The organism is Rickettsia rickettsii (assembly GCF_001951015.1).
Classification (GTDB): Bacteria; Pseudomonadota; Alphaproteobacteria; order Rickettsiales; family Rickettsiaceae; genus Rickettsia; species Rickettsia rickettsii.
Genome location: NZ_CP018914.1, coordinates 939,417 through 955,947, shown reverse-complemented (window position 1 = coordinate 955,947; position 16,531 = coordinate 939,417). Strand labels below are relative to the sequence as shown.

The window sequence follows — 16,531 nt, the reverse complement described above, 5'->3', positions numbered from 1 at the left end:
GCATTGGTTTGGTGGTTAGTTTTTTGTGGCAATCTCTAAATCAGTTTCACTCATTAATATCTAGTTGCGATGTGCATTAATACATTAGGGTCACAGCTACGCATTAATTTCGGTTATCGCTACAGGTTTCCTTGATATCAACAGTCTCAAGTGCCTATAAGATATTTAAGAAGTTCCAGCGTGAGTGAAAAAAGACGTTTAGTAAATTATTTGGGAACTTAATATTGAAACCTGAAAAGCTTGATTTTATGCTGTGTTCACTGTTTGATACATTGGTGAATTTGCCTAAAAATGGCGAATGGTACCCGCGGCCGGACTTGAACCGGCAAGAGCTTACGCTCCACGGATTTTAAGTCCGTTATGTCTACCATTCCATCACGCGGGCAGCTGTGGATATTAAGGTTGCATTTGCTAAGTGGACAGATTAATAAAAAAAATACGAAAAAGCAAGTACTTTTATCGTTAATATATTAGTCTGATATGAAAAAGTTATTAAACACATTTAAAATCGTTAGTTTACTCATTAATTTATTAGATAATTAACTTAAATAGTGACAAAATAGTAATAATATGATAGATTAGTTTCAGGAAGTAATACTTTCTCTTGCATGTTATTGACATGTTTATTGACAAATACCGCAAGGTAAGGTAGTTTTACATAATGAATTTTTATCGGCTCTTATATTTAAGTAAGGCTTAAAGTAAAATTTAAGTTTTAGTTATTATAAGCGTGTGTTAAGTTCAAATAAGTAATTTCTATCTAATAAAGGTTTTTATGGCTACAAATATAGTAGGTAAAGTTAAGTGGTATAATTCTACAAAGAATTTTGGATTTATTGAACAGGACAATGGCGGCAAAGATGTGTTTGTACACAAATCAGCCGTAGACGCAGCAGGTTTACATAGCCTTGAAGAAGGACAAGATGTAATTTTTGATCTTGAAGAAAAGCAAGGAAAAGCCTATGCTGTTAACCTCAGAATTAAATAAATTTATAATACCAAAAGCAGCTATCCACAATTGTTTATAATTTAGGGTAGCCTAGTCATCTTTATCAAAATAGTAAATATTTTGTTTTTGTCTTATAATAACCTATATAATTTTAAGTATAATAAATTATTTTTACTAAAAGGGCATGAAAATGCCCTAAATCTAATAATATTATTCTGGCTTGAATAAGATTCTAAAATAGTTTCATTATTCATTATCGTTTTATATATTTAGTAGGTGTTTTGTAATCTAGCTTAAGCATATTTTTTGATTCAGGATAATTATATAAGTCGTTATTTTAATTTACTATAACTTATTTTTTATACAATAGACCTATTGCATAACTTATCTTATAAAGGGAATAAGAACTGCTACTCTACGCAGCGTACATAGTTAAGTATGTAAGGATGAGAGAGCAGCATCGATGTCTCATATATCTTTAAGAAATAAGTTATGTTAAGAGGTCTAATCAATAATGTGCATATTTTGATTTAAAACTATATTGGATTATATAATGAAAAATTTTAATTTATCTGAAGAATTAATTATTGCTCTCGAGACAATGAATATAACTGAGCCGACTGAAATACAAAAGCAATCGATTCCGGTTGCAATGGCGGGATCGGACATACTCGCTTCTAGCCAAACAGGTTCAGGCAAAACTCTTGCTTATTTATTGCCGTTAATTGATTCATTTATTAAAAATAAAACTACTGCTTTAATTCTTGTTCCGACTAGAGAATTAGCAACGCAAATACACAGTACTTTAAATAAAGTAACTACATCCTATAAAATTAATAGTGCAGTTTTGATAGGCGGTGAACCGATGCCTAAACAATTTATGCAATTAAAAAAGAATCCAAAAGTGATTATCGGTACGCCGGGGCGTATTATCGATCACTTAAATAGGGGAAGTCTAAAAATTGATCGTATAGGCATAACCGTACTTGACGAAATGGATAGAATGCTTGATATGGGGATGAAAGAACAATTAGAAGAAATCAATAAATTTTTACCGGAAAAAAGACAAGTTTTAATGTTTTCTGCTACTATGCCAAAACATATTATTGCTGTTTCTCAAAAATATCTAAACAATCCGGTACGTATTACGGTAGGTGCTACTAATAAAGCAGCTGCAGAAATAAAACAGGAATCAATGCATGTTTCTGATAAAGAAAAATTTAGTGCATTAACTAAACAACTTGGTCATAGGGAAGGATCGGTCATTATTTTTGTGAAGACTAAACGCTCTGCCGATCAATTAGCTAAAATGTTAAAATATGAAAATCATACAGCAGAAGCTATACACGGTGATTTAAGTCAGCGTCAACGTGAAAGAGTAATTTTATCATTTCGTAAGTCAAACCATAGAATAATGGTAGCAACTGATGTAGCGGCTCGTGGGCTTGATATTCCTCATACACAGCATGTGATTAATTATGATTTACCTATGTGTCCTGAAGATTATTTACATAGGATAGGTAGAACGGGTAGAGCAGGGGCTACTGGACATGCGTTGTCTTTTATTTCTCCTGATGATGTTATTAGATGGCGTGCAATCGATCGTTTAGTAAATAAAGGAGAATCTACGCCACGTAGTGAGTTTAGAAGTGATAAAAATAATCGTAAAAGATCATTCGGTAAAAGAGCCGGCGGTGACGGTAAAAAGTTTAATGCTTTTGATAGTAGCCGTAAAAGAACCTTTGATGGTAACAGCTACGGTAATAAAAGAAAGAAAGTATCGTAATTTAGGTTTACGTTATTTATATCATTGCGAGGCAATTACATAAGTAATTGACGAAGCACAATCTCAAGAGTTTATTATTATTTCATTAGAGTGTCACGTAGCCTTATGGCTGCTCATGACGATTAGATATCCATGCGGGCGATGCCTTTGCAGGAATGACAACCGTATATTTATAAAGGAGGATAAATTCATAAGTTTAAATTTTTCACGATTTCAATATATATCTAATATTTTCTTTATATTAATAATTTCTTTTCCTGGAGGTTTAATTTATTTACTTACCGGTTCAACTCTTTCTTTTTGGCTTCGAGAATCCGGTTTTGATAAAATCACTATAGGGCTTTTTAGTTTAGTGAATTTTATTCATATATTTAAATTTTTATGGGGTCCTTTGCTTGAAAAAGTAAGTTTTGCTCCTTTAAGTAAGCGGGGATATAAATATTGTTTAATTATTGCTTTGGTGAGTTGTATTTTTTGTGTATATATTCTAACAAATTTTAACCCTAACACTCATTTTATACCATTTGCTTTATGCTTAGTAGCTGTGGCATTTTTTTCGTCCATTTATGATATGTTACTTCAATCATCACAGATGTTACTGATTACAAATAAAAATTGGGGCATAAGTGAGGCAGCTTGTACTACAGGCTTTAGAATAGGTATACTTATAGCAGGTTCAGGAGCGTTATATTTATCTACTATCATATCCTGGCAAGATGTTTATCGTGCTATGGCAATTTTATGTATACCATCATTACTATTAATTATAATCTATCCGCTTAAATTTAAAGATAAGATAATTATTAATGATTTTGATAGATTTTGGCATGCTTTTTATGATTTTGTCAAGAAACCTAAATGGCTAATAATTGTTAGTTTTATGCTTCTATATCGTCTTCAAGATAATTTTCTGTCAATTATGCCGAATATGTTTTATCTTGATATTGGGTATACGAAGAAAGATTTAGCTCTTGGATATAAAGCTTTCGGTATGTGTGCTACAATCCTTGGAGGTTTTATAGGTGGGTTTTTGTGCCGAAAATATGAATATTCTTATTTGCTTAAAAGAGCATTAATATATCATGCTTTATCTAGCCTATCTTTTTTATTTCTCTATTTTTATAATCGAGATATTACAAGTTTGTATATAGCGGTCTTCTTTCAAGAATTTACCAAGGGCTTAACTATGTCGCCGTTTTTTTCTTACCAATTAAGATGCTGTAGTTCTAAATATTGTATAACCCAAATTGCTTTAATTACTTCTATTGCTTATATTAGTACCATATTGTTTGGTAGTATTTCAGGCTATGCAGCTACTTATTTAGGCTGGACTTATTTCTTTATTGTAGCAGGACTTTGTTTTATACCGGCTTGTATATTAATTAGATATTTGCCGCCTTATGTTATTTCTAGCTAAAGCGGGAATCTAGCAAAATATTTATAATTGTCATTGCGAGGAGGCGTTGTTGTGTGGATCAATTGCACCTCTGTCATCCCGTGGCTTGACACCGAGTGCTTTACCGGTCCCTGCAACAATGCATTGCGAGGAGCGTAGCGACGTGGCAATCTCTCTTAAATTGCATGAGATTGCTTAGTCGGCATAAATGCCTTCTCGCAATGACGTGGATAGGTAGTATTGGATTCCTGCTGCCGCAGGAATGAAATACTTTTGAGCGCCATGTAAAAATGCCTAAATACAAATATATTGTAAAAGTAGTACTATCAATTTATAATAATCAACAAATTTATTAGTGTGCTTTAATTATGTTTATTCAAACTGCAGATACTCCAAATCCGGATGCAATAACATTTTTCCCAGGGCAGAAAATAAGTAGTGATCAGCCGGTATTTTTTAGTGAGCTTGCTGAAGTAAAAGGAAGAAGCAAACTTGCAGAATCATTATTTTATATTAATAATGTAAAATCGGTGTTTTTCGGTAGTGATTTTATAACAGTAACTAAACAAGCTGAAGGTAATTGGCAAGTTATAAAGCCTGAGATTTTAATGGTTATTATGGATCATTTTGTTTCAGGCTTGCCTGTATTTGAAGAAAACACCAAAGCAGATAATGTAAATCATAACCTTGATGGGCTTTCGGAAATAGAGAAACAAATCGTAGAGATTATTGAAACTAGGGTGCGTCCATCTGTTGCACAAGACGGTGGCGACATAATATATAAAGGCTTTGAAAACGGTGTAGTTAAATTAGCACTTCGTGGTGCATGCCTTGGATGTCCTAGTTCCACCATAACCTTAAGAAACGGCATTGAGTCCATGCTTAAACATTTTGTACCGGAAGTGCAAGAAGTTGAAGCTGTAGGGGAAGATTTTGAGTAATTTAGTATGCTAACTGTGTTAGTCTTCGTCATTGCAAGAAGAAACTGCAAGTTTTGACGAAGCAATCTAGTAAAAATTTCTGATTTACAGAATTTTGATTATTTTTTCTGGATTGCCAGGCAGTCTACGACTGCTCGCGATGACGTTAAATATCATATAGTATATTAAATGTTTTTGAAGAATAGTATGTCCTATTCTTCCTTTGCAGAATTGATTGTATCATTGTTATGCCAAATAACGTGGTGTAGTTCAACATCTTTTGGAGCACTACGATAGGTAGTTTGCTATTATAGCTTAAAAATGTTTCATCGCCTAAAAATACACTAACAGGTTGTATGGTTGCTTTTACGTTTGGGCATGCCATCATTGTACTAGCAGGGTGATCGCTAACTTGATCAATTATATAATAATTATATCCCCATCCTTCTAAAGTTTTTGTTTCCAGCTTACCACCAAACCCAACACGATTACAATCTTGCATTGCATTTTTTGTTGCTTGCAATTCTACTTTTAGCTTTTTTTCATTGGACTCTGTAGGTAAATGAATTACATAACACTTTTGATTTTCAAGTGGTGTAGGATAGGGTGCAATATCTTTTAACCGCTTATCGGTAATAAATCAGTATTTAAAAAACATGATGTAAGAAATAGTATAATTTTATTTGGCATATGATTATTTTGTTAATTAGAGTCCATTATCTCGCCTAGAGGAATTATATAAGAAGCATTTATTTTACCATTGGCTATAATATCAGTACTAAAGCCTTCACTATAGTCAACAGCACCATTTTCGTTTATTTTTGTACTTAAAAATAATATAGAATTTTCAAATTTATTTTCTTTTAATATAGGCTGATTATTTAAACTAAAAACTTTCATGGCAAGCCTTTCATTATTAGGTAATCTAAAATATATTTCTGATCCGTTATTGGATTCAAAAAAATTACATTTATTATAAGCACCTAATAATAATAAATTATTTAATATATCTATGGTAACTTGTTCTTCAAGGTTTATAATCTTAGGAAATAATATGTAATTATTGTGATTATTTTGTATATTTGAAATAAGAATACTTTGAGAGTTATATTGTTGTTTTTCCAAATATATTTTTGCAAAATTATTTTGTTTTAATTCTGTAAAGGTTAGTTCAGCCTTATATTTTTATTTGTCACTAGAAAAGTTAGGTAGCGTTTCTATTAAATGAAAATCAAGGGAGGTTGCGCTAAATCTTGTATTCAGCATATTATTTTGATTTAATTCGGTAAAATCTAATTCGGCATAGTATGTTGCTCAGTCAATGTCTAAACTATATACAGGCTTATCTTCCAATATCTCTTCAAATAAATCTTCCCATAGCTCGTGTAACTCTTGTAAAAAATTTTGAACATGTTCTTTAGTTTTACAAACATCAATTTGATTTGCAAAGCTTTTTGCTATAAAAAACTTTAAATTTTTTGGATCCGATAAAGATAAATCATGAATGTGACATTTAAATGTTTTATCTACATAATTTATTAGTGATGCAGTATCTGCAGGAAAATTTTTAGTTATTTCTAATAATTCTTGTTTTATGCTGTTCTGAAATTATAGTCATTTTCTAATCTAATCTCGTTGCTTTCTTAAAAAAGCCGGTATGTCATGAATATCAGACTCTTTATTATCTTGATCTAGAGTACTAACAACAACGTTTTTGCGTTCTAAAGTTTGATTATTTGAAGCACGCAGAGAACCCCATATTTTTCCTAAAAATGATGGTTTGGGTGAGTCATCTTCAGATTTGTTGAAAGTATTGGCATGTAACCCTAGCTCTTTTTCATTTCCGATCAAATTTTGATTTATTGGAGAGTCGGTAATTTCAATATTTTTGGTACTGTAGCTGTTAAAATCAGGCATTTCTTCTATTTGTGTAGGTTGTGCTATAGCTTTATTATAAGTTTCCTCAGGAACTATATTGGTAGTTTCAGCTATTGCGGGTTTATATGTCGGTACTTTATCGGCATCAATACCGGTAGCAACAACTGATACTCTGATCATTCCTTTTAATTCCGGATTAAATGTTGAACCGAAAATAATATTAGCATCAAGGTTGTCTACTTCTTCTCTAATTCTATTAGCAGCGTTGTCAACTTCAAATAAGGTCATGTCGGAACCGCCGGTAATATTGATTAATACACCTCTTGCACCGCACATTGAGCTATGATCTAGCAGTGGATTTGAAATTGCAGATTCTGCCGCTTTAATAGCTCTATCTTCGCCACTAGCTTCACCTGTACCCATCATTGCTTTACCCATTTCACTCATTACTGCTTTAATATCGGCAAAATCAAGATTAATAAGTCCCGGCATAATCATTAAATCCGTTACTCCTCTAACGCCTGCATGTAATACGTCATCTGCCATTTTGAAAGCATCGGCAAACGTCGTTTGTTCATTAGCAATACGGAATAGATTTTGGTTCGGTATTACAATTAAAGTATCAACGAATTGCTGTAATTCAATAAGTCCTTTATCGGCAGTTTTCATACGATGACCGCCTTCAAAATGGAAAGGTTTAGTTGCTACCCCAACCGTAAGGATGCCTAGTTCTTTAGCAATGCGTGCAATAACCGGTGCAGAACCGGTACCTGTACCACCGCCCATACCTGCCGTAATAAATACCATATTGCTATTTTCTAGGTAATTACGAATTTCGCTTTCTGATTCTTGAGCAGCAAGTGCTCCAACCTCAGGAGAAGCTCCTGCCCCAAGACCTCTAGTCGTAGAAACACCGAGTTGTATTTTGTTAGTGCATAAAGAATGTTCAAGCGATTGTGCATCAGTATTAGCTACTACAAAATTAGCACCTTGCAGATTAGCACTAATCATATTATTTACTGCATTACTACCTGCACCCCCAACGCCAAAAACTGTAATGGTCGGTTTTAATACTATATTTTCAGGAGCTTTGATATTTAAAACCATGATACTCTTTTATTTTATATATAATGTTTAAGTATAATAAAAGATTTAGAAATTTCCATAAACTTTTTATGAAAAATATGGATTATTGTATTTTATAGTGAATTAGCTTGAATTAGGGATGATTTATAAGAAATATTTTATTTTTTTAAGAACATATCTCATACCGTAAATGGATTAGTATTAACGGTATTCGCTATGCCCTTAAAAAAATAAAATATTTCTTATAAATCATCCCTAATTCAAGCTAATTCACTATAAAATAGTGGAATGCCGTTATTATGACATGCTTTGATTAATGCTTTATCGTTAGTGGCCATAGGAAGTACTTAATGCATTGCAGTTAATAAATAAGTTGTATCATATGTAGTAAGATTGTTGGCTCTTGCATTTTAATTTCATGTATGGAAAAATTTAAATTTGATATATTAAGGGGGAGAGAGTTTAAAAAATCTATAATTTTGATAACCTCTACTGATTTTATTCTAGCACGTTTTTCTGCTATTAATATTACATTAGTTACTTCAAGTCTCCAAAGAGGCGGTACTATCACTCTAAACTTATAACAATAATCTAATGTAAAATCTGAATATTTATCACGTTCATCATAAAAGAACCATGAGACAGTTATGGAGCAATCGGCTATAAACGGTTTAGAATTCACCATTTGCTACCTTCATCTCTAAGCTCTTTAATAATATAAGGAGCTCTAATGTTTTGCCTTTGTGGAATTCTCTTATTTGCTTTACTATATTATCCATTTTAGGTTTTTGAGTTATAATTTTTGCAACCGGCGTATTATGCTTACAAATGGTAATTTGTTCTCCGTCTTGTACACGTTGTATTAGATCAGAAAAATGAGTTTTTGCTTCGAGTAGGTTAATTTGATTAGATAAATTTTGTTTCACATAGGTAATATAATAATAGACTAATTTAATATTATCCTATTTATAAGATTTTATACAGTAACATTAATAGTTTAAATTAATATCTTTGTATCAAACCTAAGATTGACTAACCATTTTTTCAGGTACTACTATTTTATCAAATTTTGCTTCCGATAGAAGATTGAGTTTTTTAGCTGCTTCTTTTAAAGTGATCCCGTGCTTATGTGCTTCTTTAGCAATTTTTGCAGCATTATCATAGCCTATATGCGGATTAAGAGCTGTAACAAGCATTAGAGATTTATCACGTAAATCATTAATGCGTGCTATATTGGGTTCTAATCCTTTAACACAGTGAGTAACAAAGCTATTTACGCTATCGGATAACAGCTCTATAGATTGTAGGATATTGTATATTATTACGGGTTTAAATACGTTAAGTTCAAGATGTCCGTTTGAGCCGGCAATAGTAACCGTAACATGATTTCCCATCACCTGACTGCACACCATTGTTAAAGCTTCGACTTGTGTAGGGTTTACTTTACTGGGCATAATAGAAGAACCAGGTTCATTTTCAGGTAAATGTAGCTCACCAAGACCGCATCTTGGACCGGAGCCGAGCAGTCTTATATCATTTGCTATTTTCATTAAGCTAACTGCTATAGTATTAAGAGTTCCTGAAAATTCTACTAGTGCGTCGTGAGCAGCTAGACTTTCAAATTTATTAGGAGCCGTCTTAAAGGGTTGTTTAGTAAACTCTGCCACTTTCTCGGCAAATTTTATATCAAAGCCTATTTTTGAGTTAATACCTGTACCGACTGCTGTACCTCCTTGGGCAAGTAGATAAACTTTTTGTAGTGCATTTTCTATGCGTTCTAAAGCATACTCTATTTGTGTAATATATCCGGAGAATTCCTGTTTAAGAGTTAAAGGAGTTGCATCCTGCAAGTGGGTACGTCCTATTTTTATGATTTTGTCCCAATCTTTTGACTTATCCTGCAAAGAGGTCAGTATATTATTCAAAGCTGGTATCAGTTGCTGTTTAGTTGCAAGTACGGTTGCTATATGCATAGCGGTTGGAAAAGAGTCGTTGGATGATTGTCCTTTATTAACATGATCGTTAGGATGTACCGGAGATTTGCCGCCTTTCTTGCCTGTTAATTCTTCGTTGGCAATAGAGGCAATAACCTCGTTCATATTCATGTTTGTTTGTGTTCCTGAACCTGTTTGCCAAACTACTAAAGGAAAATTATCCTCAAATTCGCCTTCTAAGATTCTATCCGTGGCTTTATCTATACTTATAGCGATTTTAGCTTCTAAAGCACCAAACTCATGATTAACCTGTGCTGCACATTTTTTTAAAATAGCAAGAGCACGAATTAAAATTTCAGGCATTTTTTGCTTGCCTATTTTAAAATTTTCTAAAGATCTTTGAGTTTGAGCCCCCCAATAAAATTTTTCTTCTATTTGAATTTCTCCAAAAGAATCACTTTCGGTTCTGTAATTTTTCATAAATTGTTAAATGTTATATAATTATCTATTTTTTTCATAAAATGATCACTTACTGCATTCAAGTCTAATTGCTGGGCTAATTTAGCAAAGCTATAATATAATTTGTTTGTTAAAGAAGCTTTTTTTAGATTCTTAGCAATAAATATTAATGTGCTTTCTATCATAAGATTACGATTAAAACTATAAAATTTTTGCCAATGTTCGTTATATTTAGGTTCAGAGGATTCTATATAATCGGAATATATAGGTTTAGTAATTACTGTTTTACCTTGATATATATCAAATATAATATCATTAATTAATCTTTCATTCTTGAGGTTATTGATCACTTTATCAAAAAAATTGTTTAATATAGCTGTTGTTATCTCTTTTTCTGTAAGTGCATTTATAAATATGTCTAATTGTTTTTCAAAACTCTCGATAATTTGTTCATTTGGTTCCCTTTTCATGACTTGTCTCTCAAGTTAATTGATATAATCAAAGTTTATGACTTTAATTTTAGTAGACTAAATATTTATATCGAAGTAAATAAAAAACAATATGTGATTTATTAAAAATATTATTTATGTAATGAATGAAAAAGTATAGAAGCGGCATTTGATACATTAAGACTTTCTACTCTCTGAGAAATAGGGATTTTGGCTAAATAATCACATGTTTCTGCAACTAATCTTCGTATGCCTTTATCTTCTGAGCCAAATACCAATACTATTTTGTCGGAAATTAATTTATCGGTAAAGTAGTCATTTGCAGAACCTGTTAGACCTATAATCCAAAAGCCGTGTTTTTTAAGATAATTCATACATGAGCGTAAGTTAGTAACTTTAATTATAGGTATTAATTCTAAAGTACCGCAAGCCGCTTTAGCAATGCTGCCGTTTTCATTTGGAGAATTATCTTGAGGTAATATTATAGCATTTATATCAAAAGCAGCGGCACTACGAATAATTGCGCCAATATTTTGTGTGTCTGTTATTTGATCAAGAATCGCAATTTTACATTTTGGATTTGTTATATCTATGTCCTCTAAATTGTAAGAAAAAATTGGTCTAATTTTTGCAGCTATTCCTTGATGTGTTTGGTTTTCCAGTAATTTAGATAAAATATCGTTATTAACAATTTCGTAAGCTCTAGTACCTATTAATTTTTTATGTGTCTCAAAAATTTCCCTAGTGCATAAAATATTGTCAATTTGACGTTTTGGATTATTTAGAGCAGAAAAGACAGGATGTTTCCCATACATATAATAACAATGTTTAGAATCAAGTTTTTTATTTTGCATCTTATTGAAAACCGTCAGTAATTTATTCTTGACAGAAACTACTATTTATTATAGAAAGTTACAACTAAATAAATGTGCAAGCTGCTATTTGTTTATTTGATGATTCGGCAAGAAGTTTTATTAAGTCCTAATACTAATTATATATTGTATTTTACAGTGAATTAGTCTATTTAATACAGTAGAGTTCTTTAGGAGGGGTGGCCGAGTGGTCAATGGCAGCAGACTGTAAATCTGCCCGCGTAAGCGTTCGAAGGTTCAAATCCTTCTCCCTCCACCACTTAAATGGTTCAGGGAAGCATATCATTTTATTTAAAAATAAAACATAATTGTGTATATTTATAAATCTGAATAAAATTGATATAGCACTGTTAACAAAATAACTTTGAAATTATTTTATTAATAGTGCCACAATGCGGGTGTAGCTCAATGGTAGAGTTCCAGCCTTCCAAGCTGGCTGTGTGGGTTCGATTCCCATCACCCGCTCCAGAGATAGTGGTAACAAATAAATTTAGCAAGAAAATGCACTTATAAAAAAACTTGTATTAAACCTAAAAAATTGTAGAGAGTAATAATATGGCAAAAGCAAAATTTGAACGCACTAAACCGCACGTTAATATAGGTACGATCGGTCACGTAGATCACGGTAAAACTTCCTTAACGGCAGCAATAACTATAGTACTTGCTAAGACAGGTGGAGCACAAGCTACAGCGTATGATCAAATTGATGCTGCTCCTGAAGAAAAAGAAAGAGGTATAACTATTTCTACTGCACATGTAGAATATGAGACTAAAAATAGACACTATGCACACGTAGATTGTCCGGGACACGCTGACTATGTAAAGAACATGATAACCGGTGCCGCTCAGATGGACGGTGCAATATTAGTAGTTTCTGCTGCTGATGGTCCTATGCCGCAAACTAGAGAGCATATATTACTAGCAAAACAGGTAGGTGTGCCTGCTATGGTAGTATTTTTAAATAAAATAGATATGGTGGATGATCCTGATCTATTAGAACTAGTAGAGATGGAAGTAAGGGAATTATTATCAAAATATGGTTTCCCGGGTGATGAAATACCTATTATTAAAGGTTCTGCACTTCAAGCTTTAGAAGGAAAGCCTGAAGGTGAAAAAGCTATTAATGAGCTAATGGATGCAGTAGATAGCTATATACCGCAGCCTGTAAGAGCTACGGATAAACCTTTCTTAATGCCAATAGAAGATGTATTCTCTATTTCAGGAAGAGGTACTGTTGTAACTGGTAGAGTAGAGTCAGGAATAATTAAGGTAGGTGAGGAAATTGAAATAGTCGGTCTAAAAGATACGCAAAAAACTACCTGTACCGGTGTAGAAATGTTCAGAAAATTACTTGATGAAGGACAAGCCGGAGATAATGTTGGCATATTACTACGCGGTACAAAAAGAGAAGAAGTTGAAAGAGGACAAGTTCTCGCAAAACCTGGTAGCATAAAACCGCATGATAAGTTTGAAGCTGAAGTATATGTGCTTAGTAAAGAAGAAGGTGGGCGTCATACCCCATTTACTAATGATTATCGTCCGCAGTTCTATTTTAGAACAACAGATGTTACCGGTACAATAAAATTGCCTGCTGATAAGCAGATGGTTATGCCTGGAGATAATGCTACTTTTACAGTGGAATTAATTAAACCGATTGCGATGCAGGAAGGGTTGAAATTCTCTATACGTGAAGGTGGTAGAACAGTGGGTGCCGGCGTAGTAACTAAAATAAATAATTAATTGATTTTATAAATACCTATTATTTTTTAATAATAGGTATTTATATTTTAAGGTGTAATAGACATTTTTCCGAACCGGCTTATAGAGAAGAATTTGAAGGAGGTACGGAATGCAGGACCACAGCGTATATAACGGACGTGAGGATTCGAGTGCCGGATCGACGTACAAATTACCTCTAGAAGTACAGTTTAGAAAGATGTCTAAAAAAACATCTTGCTGTTTAAATATTAGGTTTACTGAATGAAAAATAAAATCAAAATTCGTTTAAAATCATTTGATCATCGTAGTCTTGATCAAGCTACAAAAGAGATAGTTAGTGCTGTTAAAAGAACGTTTGCTAAAATTAATGGTCCTATTCCTTTACCTAAAAAAATTGGAAGATTTACCGTAAATAGGTCTCCTCATGTACATAAGAAGTCAAGAGAGCAATTTGAAATTAGAAAGCATAAAAGATTATTAGTTATAGGTGATCCGAATCCGGCGGTTGTCGATGCTTTAAGTAAAGTCGATTTAGCAGCAGGTGTTGATGTAGTGATTGAATTAGAGAGTGGGGAATAAATGAGAACTGGTATAATTGCTCAAAAAATTGGGATGACTAGTGTTTTTAATGATAAAGGCGAGAGAATTTCTTTAACATTGGTAAAAGTTGATGATTGTCAAGTAGTAGGGCATAAAACTCTAGAAAAACATGGATATAATGCTTTGGTTATAGGTGTAAAAGATAAAAAAATATCTAGAGTAACCAAACCTATGAGACAAGTTTTTGCTAATGCTAAAATATCTCCTAAAACTAAATTAAAAGAATTTAGAATTTCTGAAGAGAATTTTATTGATATAGCAGCAAGTTTAGAAGTAGACCATTTTACGGCAGGACAATTTGTGGATATAACGGCAACTACTATAGGTAAAGGATTTGCCGGTAGTATGAAAAGACATAATTTTAGAGGTCTTGAAGCTTCTCACGGTGTTTCGATATCCCATCGTTCGCATGGTTCTACAGGACAAAGACAAGATCCAGGAAAGGTTTTCAAAGGCAAAAAAATGGCCGGTCATATGGGATGTAACCAAGTTACTATTCAAAATTTGAAAATATTTGCCGTTGATAAAGAGCGTAAGCTTATTATGATTCAGGGTAGTATACCCGGTCACAAAAATTCGTATCTTTCAGTAAAAGATGCAATAAAAAAGATTTCAATAACTGTATAATAGATATTTAGACATGTTTGTTGAGGTTAAAGATTATCACATTAACAAAACGCCATGCAATATTATTTATATAAAAGTTTTATATAAGACTGTATAAGGTTAAAATAAAGATGAAAACTAAAATATTAAGTCTTGCTAATGAAGAAGTTGGTGAGATTAGCTTAAATGAAGATATATTTGCTGTTGAATTTATCAGAGATGATATAATAAAGCAGGTTATTGATTGGCAGAGAGCTAAGGCAATGTCCGGTAACCACAAAACTAAAACAGTATCAGAAGTATTAGGAACCACAAAAAAACCGTTTAAGCAAAAAGGTACAGGTAATGCAAGACAAGGCTCCCTTAGATCGGTACAGATGCGTGGTGGTGGTGTAGCTCATGGACCTAGAGTACGTAGTCATGCAACGAAATTACCTAAAAAAGTACGAAAACTGGGTTTAATTCATGCTTTATCCGAGAAATGCGCTGAAGGAAAATTATTAGTAATAGATTCTTTAAAGCTAGATAAGCCTAAAACTTCTGCTCTTGTAAATATATTAAACAAATTTCAAGGGAAAAGTTTCTTTGTAATAGACGGAAATGAAGTAGATATTAATTTTTCTTTAGCTGCAAAAAATATTTATAATACTGTGGTTGTTCCACAAATAGGAGCCAATGTTTATGATATAATACGACATGAATATGTCCTATTATCACAAGAAGCAGTGAGTGTTTTAGAAGAGAGGTTAAGATGAGTGCTTATAAATACTACGATTTAATTAGAAAACCTATTATTACAGAAAAAACTACAACCCTTTCGGAACAAAATAAATACGCTTTTTATGTAGATAAATTTGCTGAAAAACTTACCCTTAAAAAGGCTATAGAAGAAATATTTAAAGTAAAAGTAAAAAAAGTGAATATTTTAAACGTTAAAGGTAAGAAGAAAAGATTTAAAGGAATTATAGGGACTCAAATCAATAGAAAGAAAGCTATTGTTACATTAGAAAAAGACCATAATATCGATTTTGCCGGAGGAATTAAATAAATGGCTTTAAAAAACTTTAATCCAATTACTCCTTCTCTTAGAGAGTTAGTTCAAGTTGATAAAACTAGTTTATGGAAAGGCAGACCTTTAAAATCTTTGACCAAAGGTATATCTAAAACCGGTGGACGAAATAATCAAGGTAGAATTACTTCTTGGCACAGAGGTGGAGGGCACAAAAAATTATATCGTATTATTGATTTTAAAAGAAATAAAATTGATGTTTCTGCTATTGTTGAAAGAATAGAGTATGACCCTAATAGAACTGCTTTTATTGCTTTAATAAAATATGAAGATGGGGAATATTCTTATATTCTAGCACCACAAAAATTATCTGTAGGTGATAGAGTAATATCAAGTCAAGATGCTGATATAAAAATAGGAAATTGTTTACCTTTAAAATGCATTCCTATCGGTACTACTTTACATAATGTTGAAATGAAAGTCGGTAAGGGCGGTCAAATTGCAAGGTCTGCAGGTACTTCAGTAGATCTAGTGGGTAAAGATTCAGGATATGCTCAGATTAAATTAAGATCAGGTGAATTTAGGTTAGTACCTTTAGATTGTAAAGCTACTATAGGTAGTATATCTAACCCGGATCAAAAAAATATTAATTTAGGCAAAGCCGGTAGAAATAGATGGTTAGGTTGGAGACCGCATGTTAGAGGTGTAGCAATGAATCCTGTAGATCACCCTCATGGCGGTGGTGAAGGTAAAACTTCAGGAGGTCGCCATCCTGTTACTCCTTGGGGATTCCCAACAAAGGGTAAGAAGACACGTAAAAATAAACGTACTTCAAAATTTATCGTAAAGAAAAGAAAATAGATTTTAA

Annotated in this window: 18 protein-coding genes, 3 tRNA genes and 1 pseudogene; 13 read left to right on the top strand and 9 right to left on the bottom strand. The window is 32.6% G+C overall.

Translation table 11 applies throughout. From position 1 onward, the window contains the following. Window positions 1-299: 299 nt before the first annotated feature. A tRNA-Leu gene (locus BTU51_RS05865) sits at window positions 300-385 on the bottom strand. A gap of 390 nt (window positions 386-775) precedes the next feature. Between BTU51_RS05865 and BTU51_RS05855 the strand changes: the two genes are divergently transcribed. The 4 genes from BTU51_RS05855 to BTU51_RS05840 all read left to right on the top strand — a co-directional run bounded on the left by BTU51_RS05855 (window position 776) and on the right by BTU51_RS05840 (window position 5,072). Further along, the gene (locus tag BTU51_RS05855; protein WP_004997759.1) at window positions 776-988 is read left to right on the top strand and encodes a cold-shock protein; all 213 of its coding nucleotides are present in this window, start codon (window positions 776-778) and stop codon (window positions 986-988) included. A 514-nt stretch (window positions 989-1,502) separates the two neighbouring features. Continuing rightward, on the top strand, window positions 1,503-2,735 hold the full coding sequence (locus tag BTU51_RS05850) for a DEAD/DEAH box helicase (RefSeq protein WP_012151165.1): 1,233 nt from the start codon (window positions 1,503-1,505) through the stop codon (window positions 2,733-2,735). A 115-nt stretch (window positions 2,736-2,850) separates the two neighbouring features. Next, window positions 2,851-4,152 carry an AmpG family muropeptide MFS transporter gene (locus tag BTU51_RS05845; protein WP_012262537.1) on the top strand — a complete coding sequence of 434 codons (1,302 nt, stop codon included), beginning with the start codon at window positions 2,851-2,853 and terminating at the stop codon, window positions 4,150-4,152. 347 nt (window positions 4,153-4,499) lie between these two features. After that, window positions 4,500-5,072: a NifU family protein gene (locus BTU51_RS05840; protein WP_012262536.1), complete on the top strand. Its 573-nt coding sequence runs from the start codon at window positions 4,500-4,502 to the stop codon at window positions 5,070-5,072. Between the two features lie 145 nt (window positions 5,073-5,217). Here BTU51_RS05840 and BTU51_RS05835 read toward each other — a convergent pair whose 3' ends face one another. The 8 genes and pseudogenes from BTU51_RS05835 to rlmB all read right to left on the bottom strand — a co-directional run bounded on the left by BTU51_RS05835 (window position 5,218) and on the right by rlmB (window position 11,711). Next, on the bottom strand, window positions 5,218-5,619 hold the full coding sequence (locus tag BTU51_RS05835; RefSeq protein WP_230453759.1) for an ecotin family protein: 402 nt from the start codon (window positions 5,617-5,619) through the stop codon (window positions 5,218-5,220). A gap of 134 nt (window positions 5,620-5,753) precedes the next feature. Continuing rightward, window positions 5,754-6,176 carry a hypothetical protein gene (locus BTU51_RS05830; protein ID WP_012151161.1) on the bottom strand — a complete coding sequence of 141 codons (423 nt, stop codon included), beginning with the start codon at window positions 6,174-6,176 and terminating at the stop codon, window positions 5,754-5,756. A gap of 501 nt (window positions 6,177-6,677) precedes the next feature. After that, on the bottom strand, window positions 6,678-8,036 hold the full coding sequence (gene ftsZ / locus BTU51_RS05820) for a cell division protein FtsZ (RefSeq protein ID WP_012262534.1): 1,359 nt from the start codon (window positions 8,034-8,036) through the stop codon (window positions 6,678-6,680). A gap of 340 nt (window positions 8,037-8,376) precedes the next feature. Then, a complete protein-coding gene (locus BTU51_RS05810; RefSeq protein ID WP_012262533.1) occupies window positions 8,377-8,700 on the bottom strand; it encodes a type II toxin-antitoxin system VapC family toxin in 324 nt (107 codons plus the stop codon). After that, window positions 8,694-8,941, bottom strand: a pseudogene (locus BTU51_RS05805) (type II toxin-antitoxin system Phd/YefM family antitoxin). The gene BTU51_RS05810 and the pseudogene BTU51_RS05805 overlap by 7 nt, the downstream one beginning before the upstream one ends. Window positions 8,942-9,037: 96 nt before the next feature. Next, the gene (gene fumC, locus BTU51_RS05800; protein ID WP_012151157.1) at window positions 9,038-10,429 is read right to left on the bottom strand and encodes a class II fumarate hydratase; all 1,392 of its coding nucleotides are present in this window, start codon (window positions 10,427-10,429) and stop codon (window positions 9,038-9,040) included. Continuing rightward, entirely contained in the window at window positions 10,426-10,878 is a 453-nt protein-coding gene (locus BTU51_RS05795; RefSeq protein WP_012151156.1) for a hypothetical protein, read from the bottom strand. Before BTU51_RS05795 ends, fumC begins: the two co-directional genes overlap by 4 nt. Before the next feature lie 110 nt (window positions 10,879-10,988). Continuing rightward, a complete protein-coding gene (gene rlmB, locus BTU51_RS05790; protein WP_012262532.1) occupies window positions 10,989-11,711 on the bottom strand; it encodes a 23S rRNA (guanosine(2251)-2'-O)-methyltransferase RlmB in 723 nt (240 codons plus the stop codon). Between the two features lie 191 nt (window positions 11,712-11,902). Between rlmB and BTU51_RS05785 the strand changes: the two genes are divergently transcribed. The 9 genes from BTU51_RS05785 to rplB all read left to right on the top strand — a co-directional run bounded on the left by BTU51_RS05785 (window position 11,903) and on the right by rplB (window position 16,524). Continuing rightward, a tRNA-Tyr gene (locus tag BTU51_RS05785) sits at window positions 11,903-11,988 on the top strand. 135 nt (window positions 11,989-12,123) lie between these two features. After that, window positions 12,124-12,197, top strand: a tRNA-Gly gene (locus BTU51_RS05780). A gap of 87 nt (window positions 12,198-12,284) precedes the next feature. After that, entirely contained in the window at window positions 12,285-13,469 is a 1,185-nt protein-coding gene (gene tuf, locus BTU51_RS05775) for an elongation factor Tu (RefSeq protein ID WP_004997779.1), read from the top strand. Between the two features lie 109 nt (window positions 13,470-13,578). Then, window positions 13,579-13,713, top strand: coding sequence for a palindromic element RPE1 domain-containing protein (locus BTU51_RS05765; protein WP_014362396.1), 135 nt, complete (start codon window positions 13,579-13,581; stop codon window positions 13,711-13,713). Continuing rightward, window positions 13,710-14,027 carry a 30S ribosomal protein S10 gene (gene rpsJ / locus BTU51_RS05760; RefSeq protein WP_012151153.1) on the top strand — a complete coding sequence of 106 codons (318 nt, stop codon included), beginning with the start codon at window positions 13,710-13,712 and terminating at the stop codon, window positions 14,025-14,027. The genes BTU51_RS05765 and rpsJ overlap by 4 nt, the downstream gene beginning before the upstream one ends. After that, a complete protein-coding gene (gene rplC / locus BTU51_RS05755; RefSeq protein ID WP_012151152.1) occupies window positions 14,028-14,675 on the top strand; it encodes a 50S ribosomal protein L3 in 648 nt (215 codons plus the stop codon). Between the two features lie 110 nt (window positions 14,676-14,785). Then, a complete protein-coding gene (gene rplD / locus BTU51_RS05750) occupies window positions 14,786-15,409 on the top strand; it encodes a 50S ribosomal protein L4 (RefSeq protein WP_012151151.1) in 624 nt (207 codons plus the stop codon). Beyond that, window positions 15,406-15,702, top strand: coding sequence for a 50S ribosomal protein L23 (gene rplW, locus BTU51_RS05745; protein ID WP_012151150.1), 297 nt, complete (start codon window positions 15,406-15,408; stop codon window positions 15,700-15,702). The genes rplD and rplW overlap by 4 nt, the downstream gene beginning before the upstream one ends. Continuing rightward, on the top strand, window positions 15,703-16,524 hold the full coding sequence (gene rplB / locus BTU51_RS05740; RefSeq protein ID WP_012151149.1) for a 50S ribosomal protein L2: 822 nt from the start codon (window positions 15,703-15,705) through the stop codon (window positions 16,522-16,524). Window positions 16,525-16,531 lie beyond the last annotated feature (7 nt).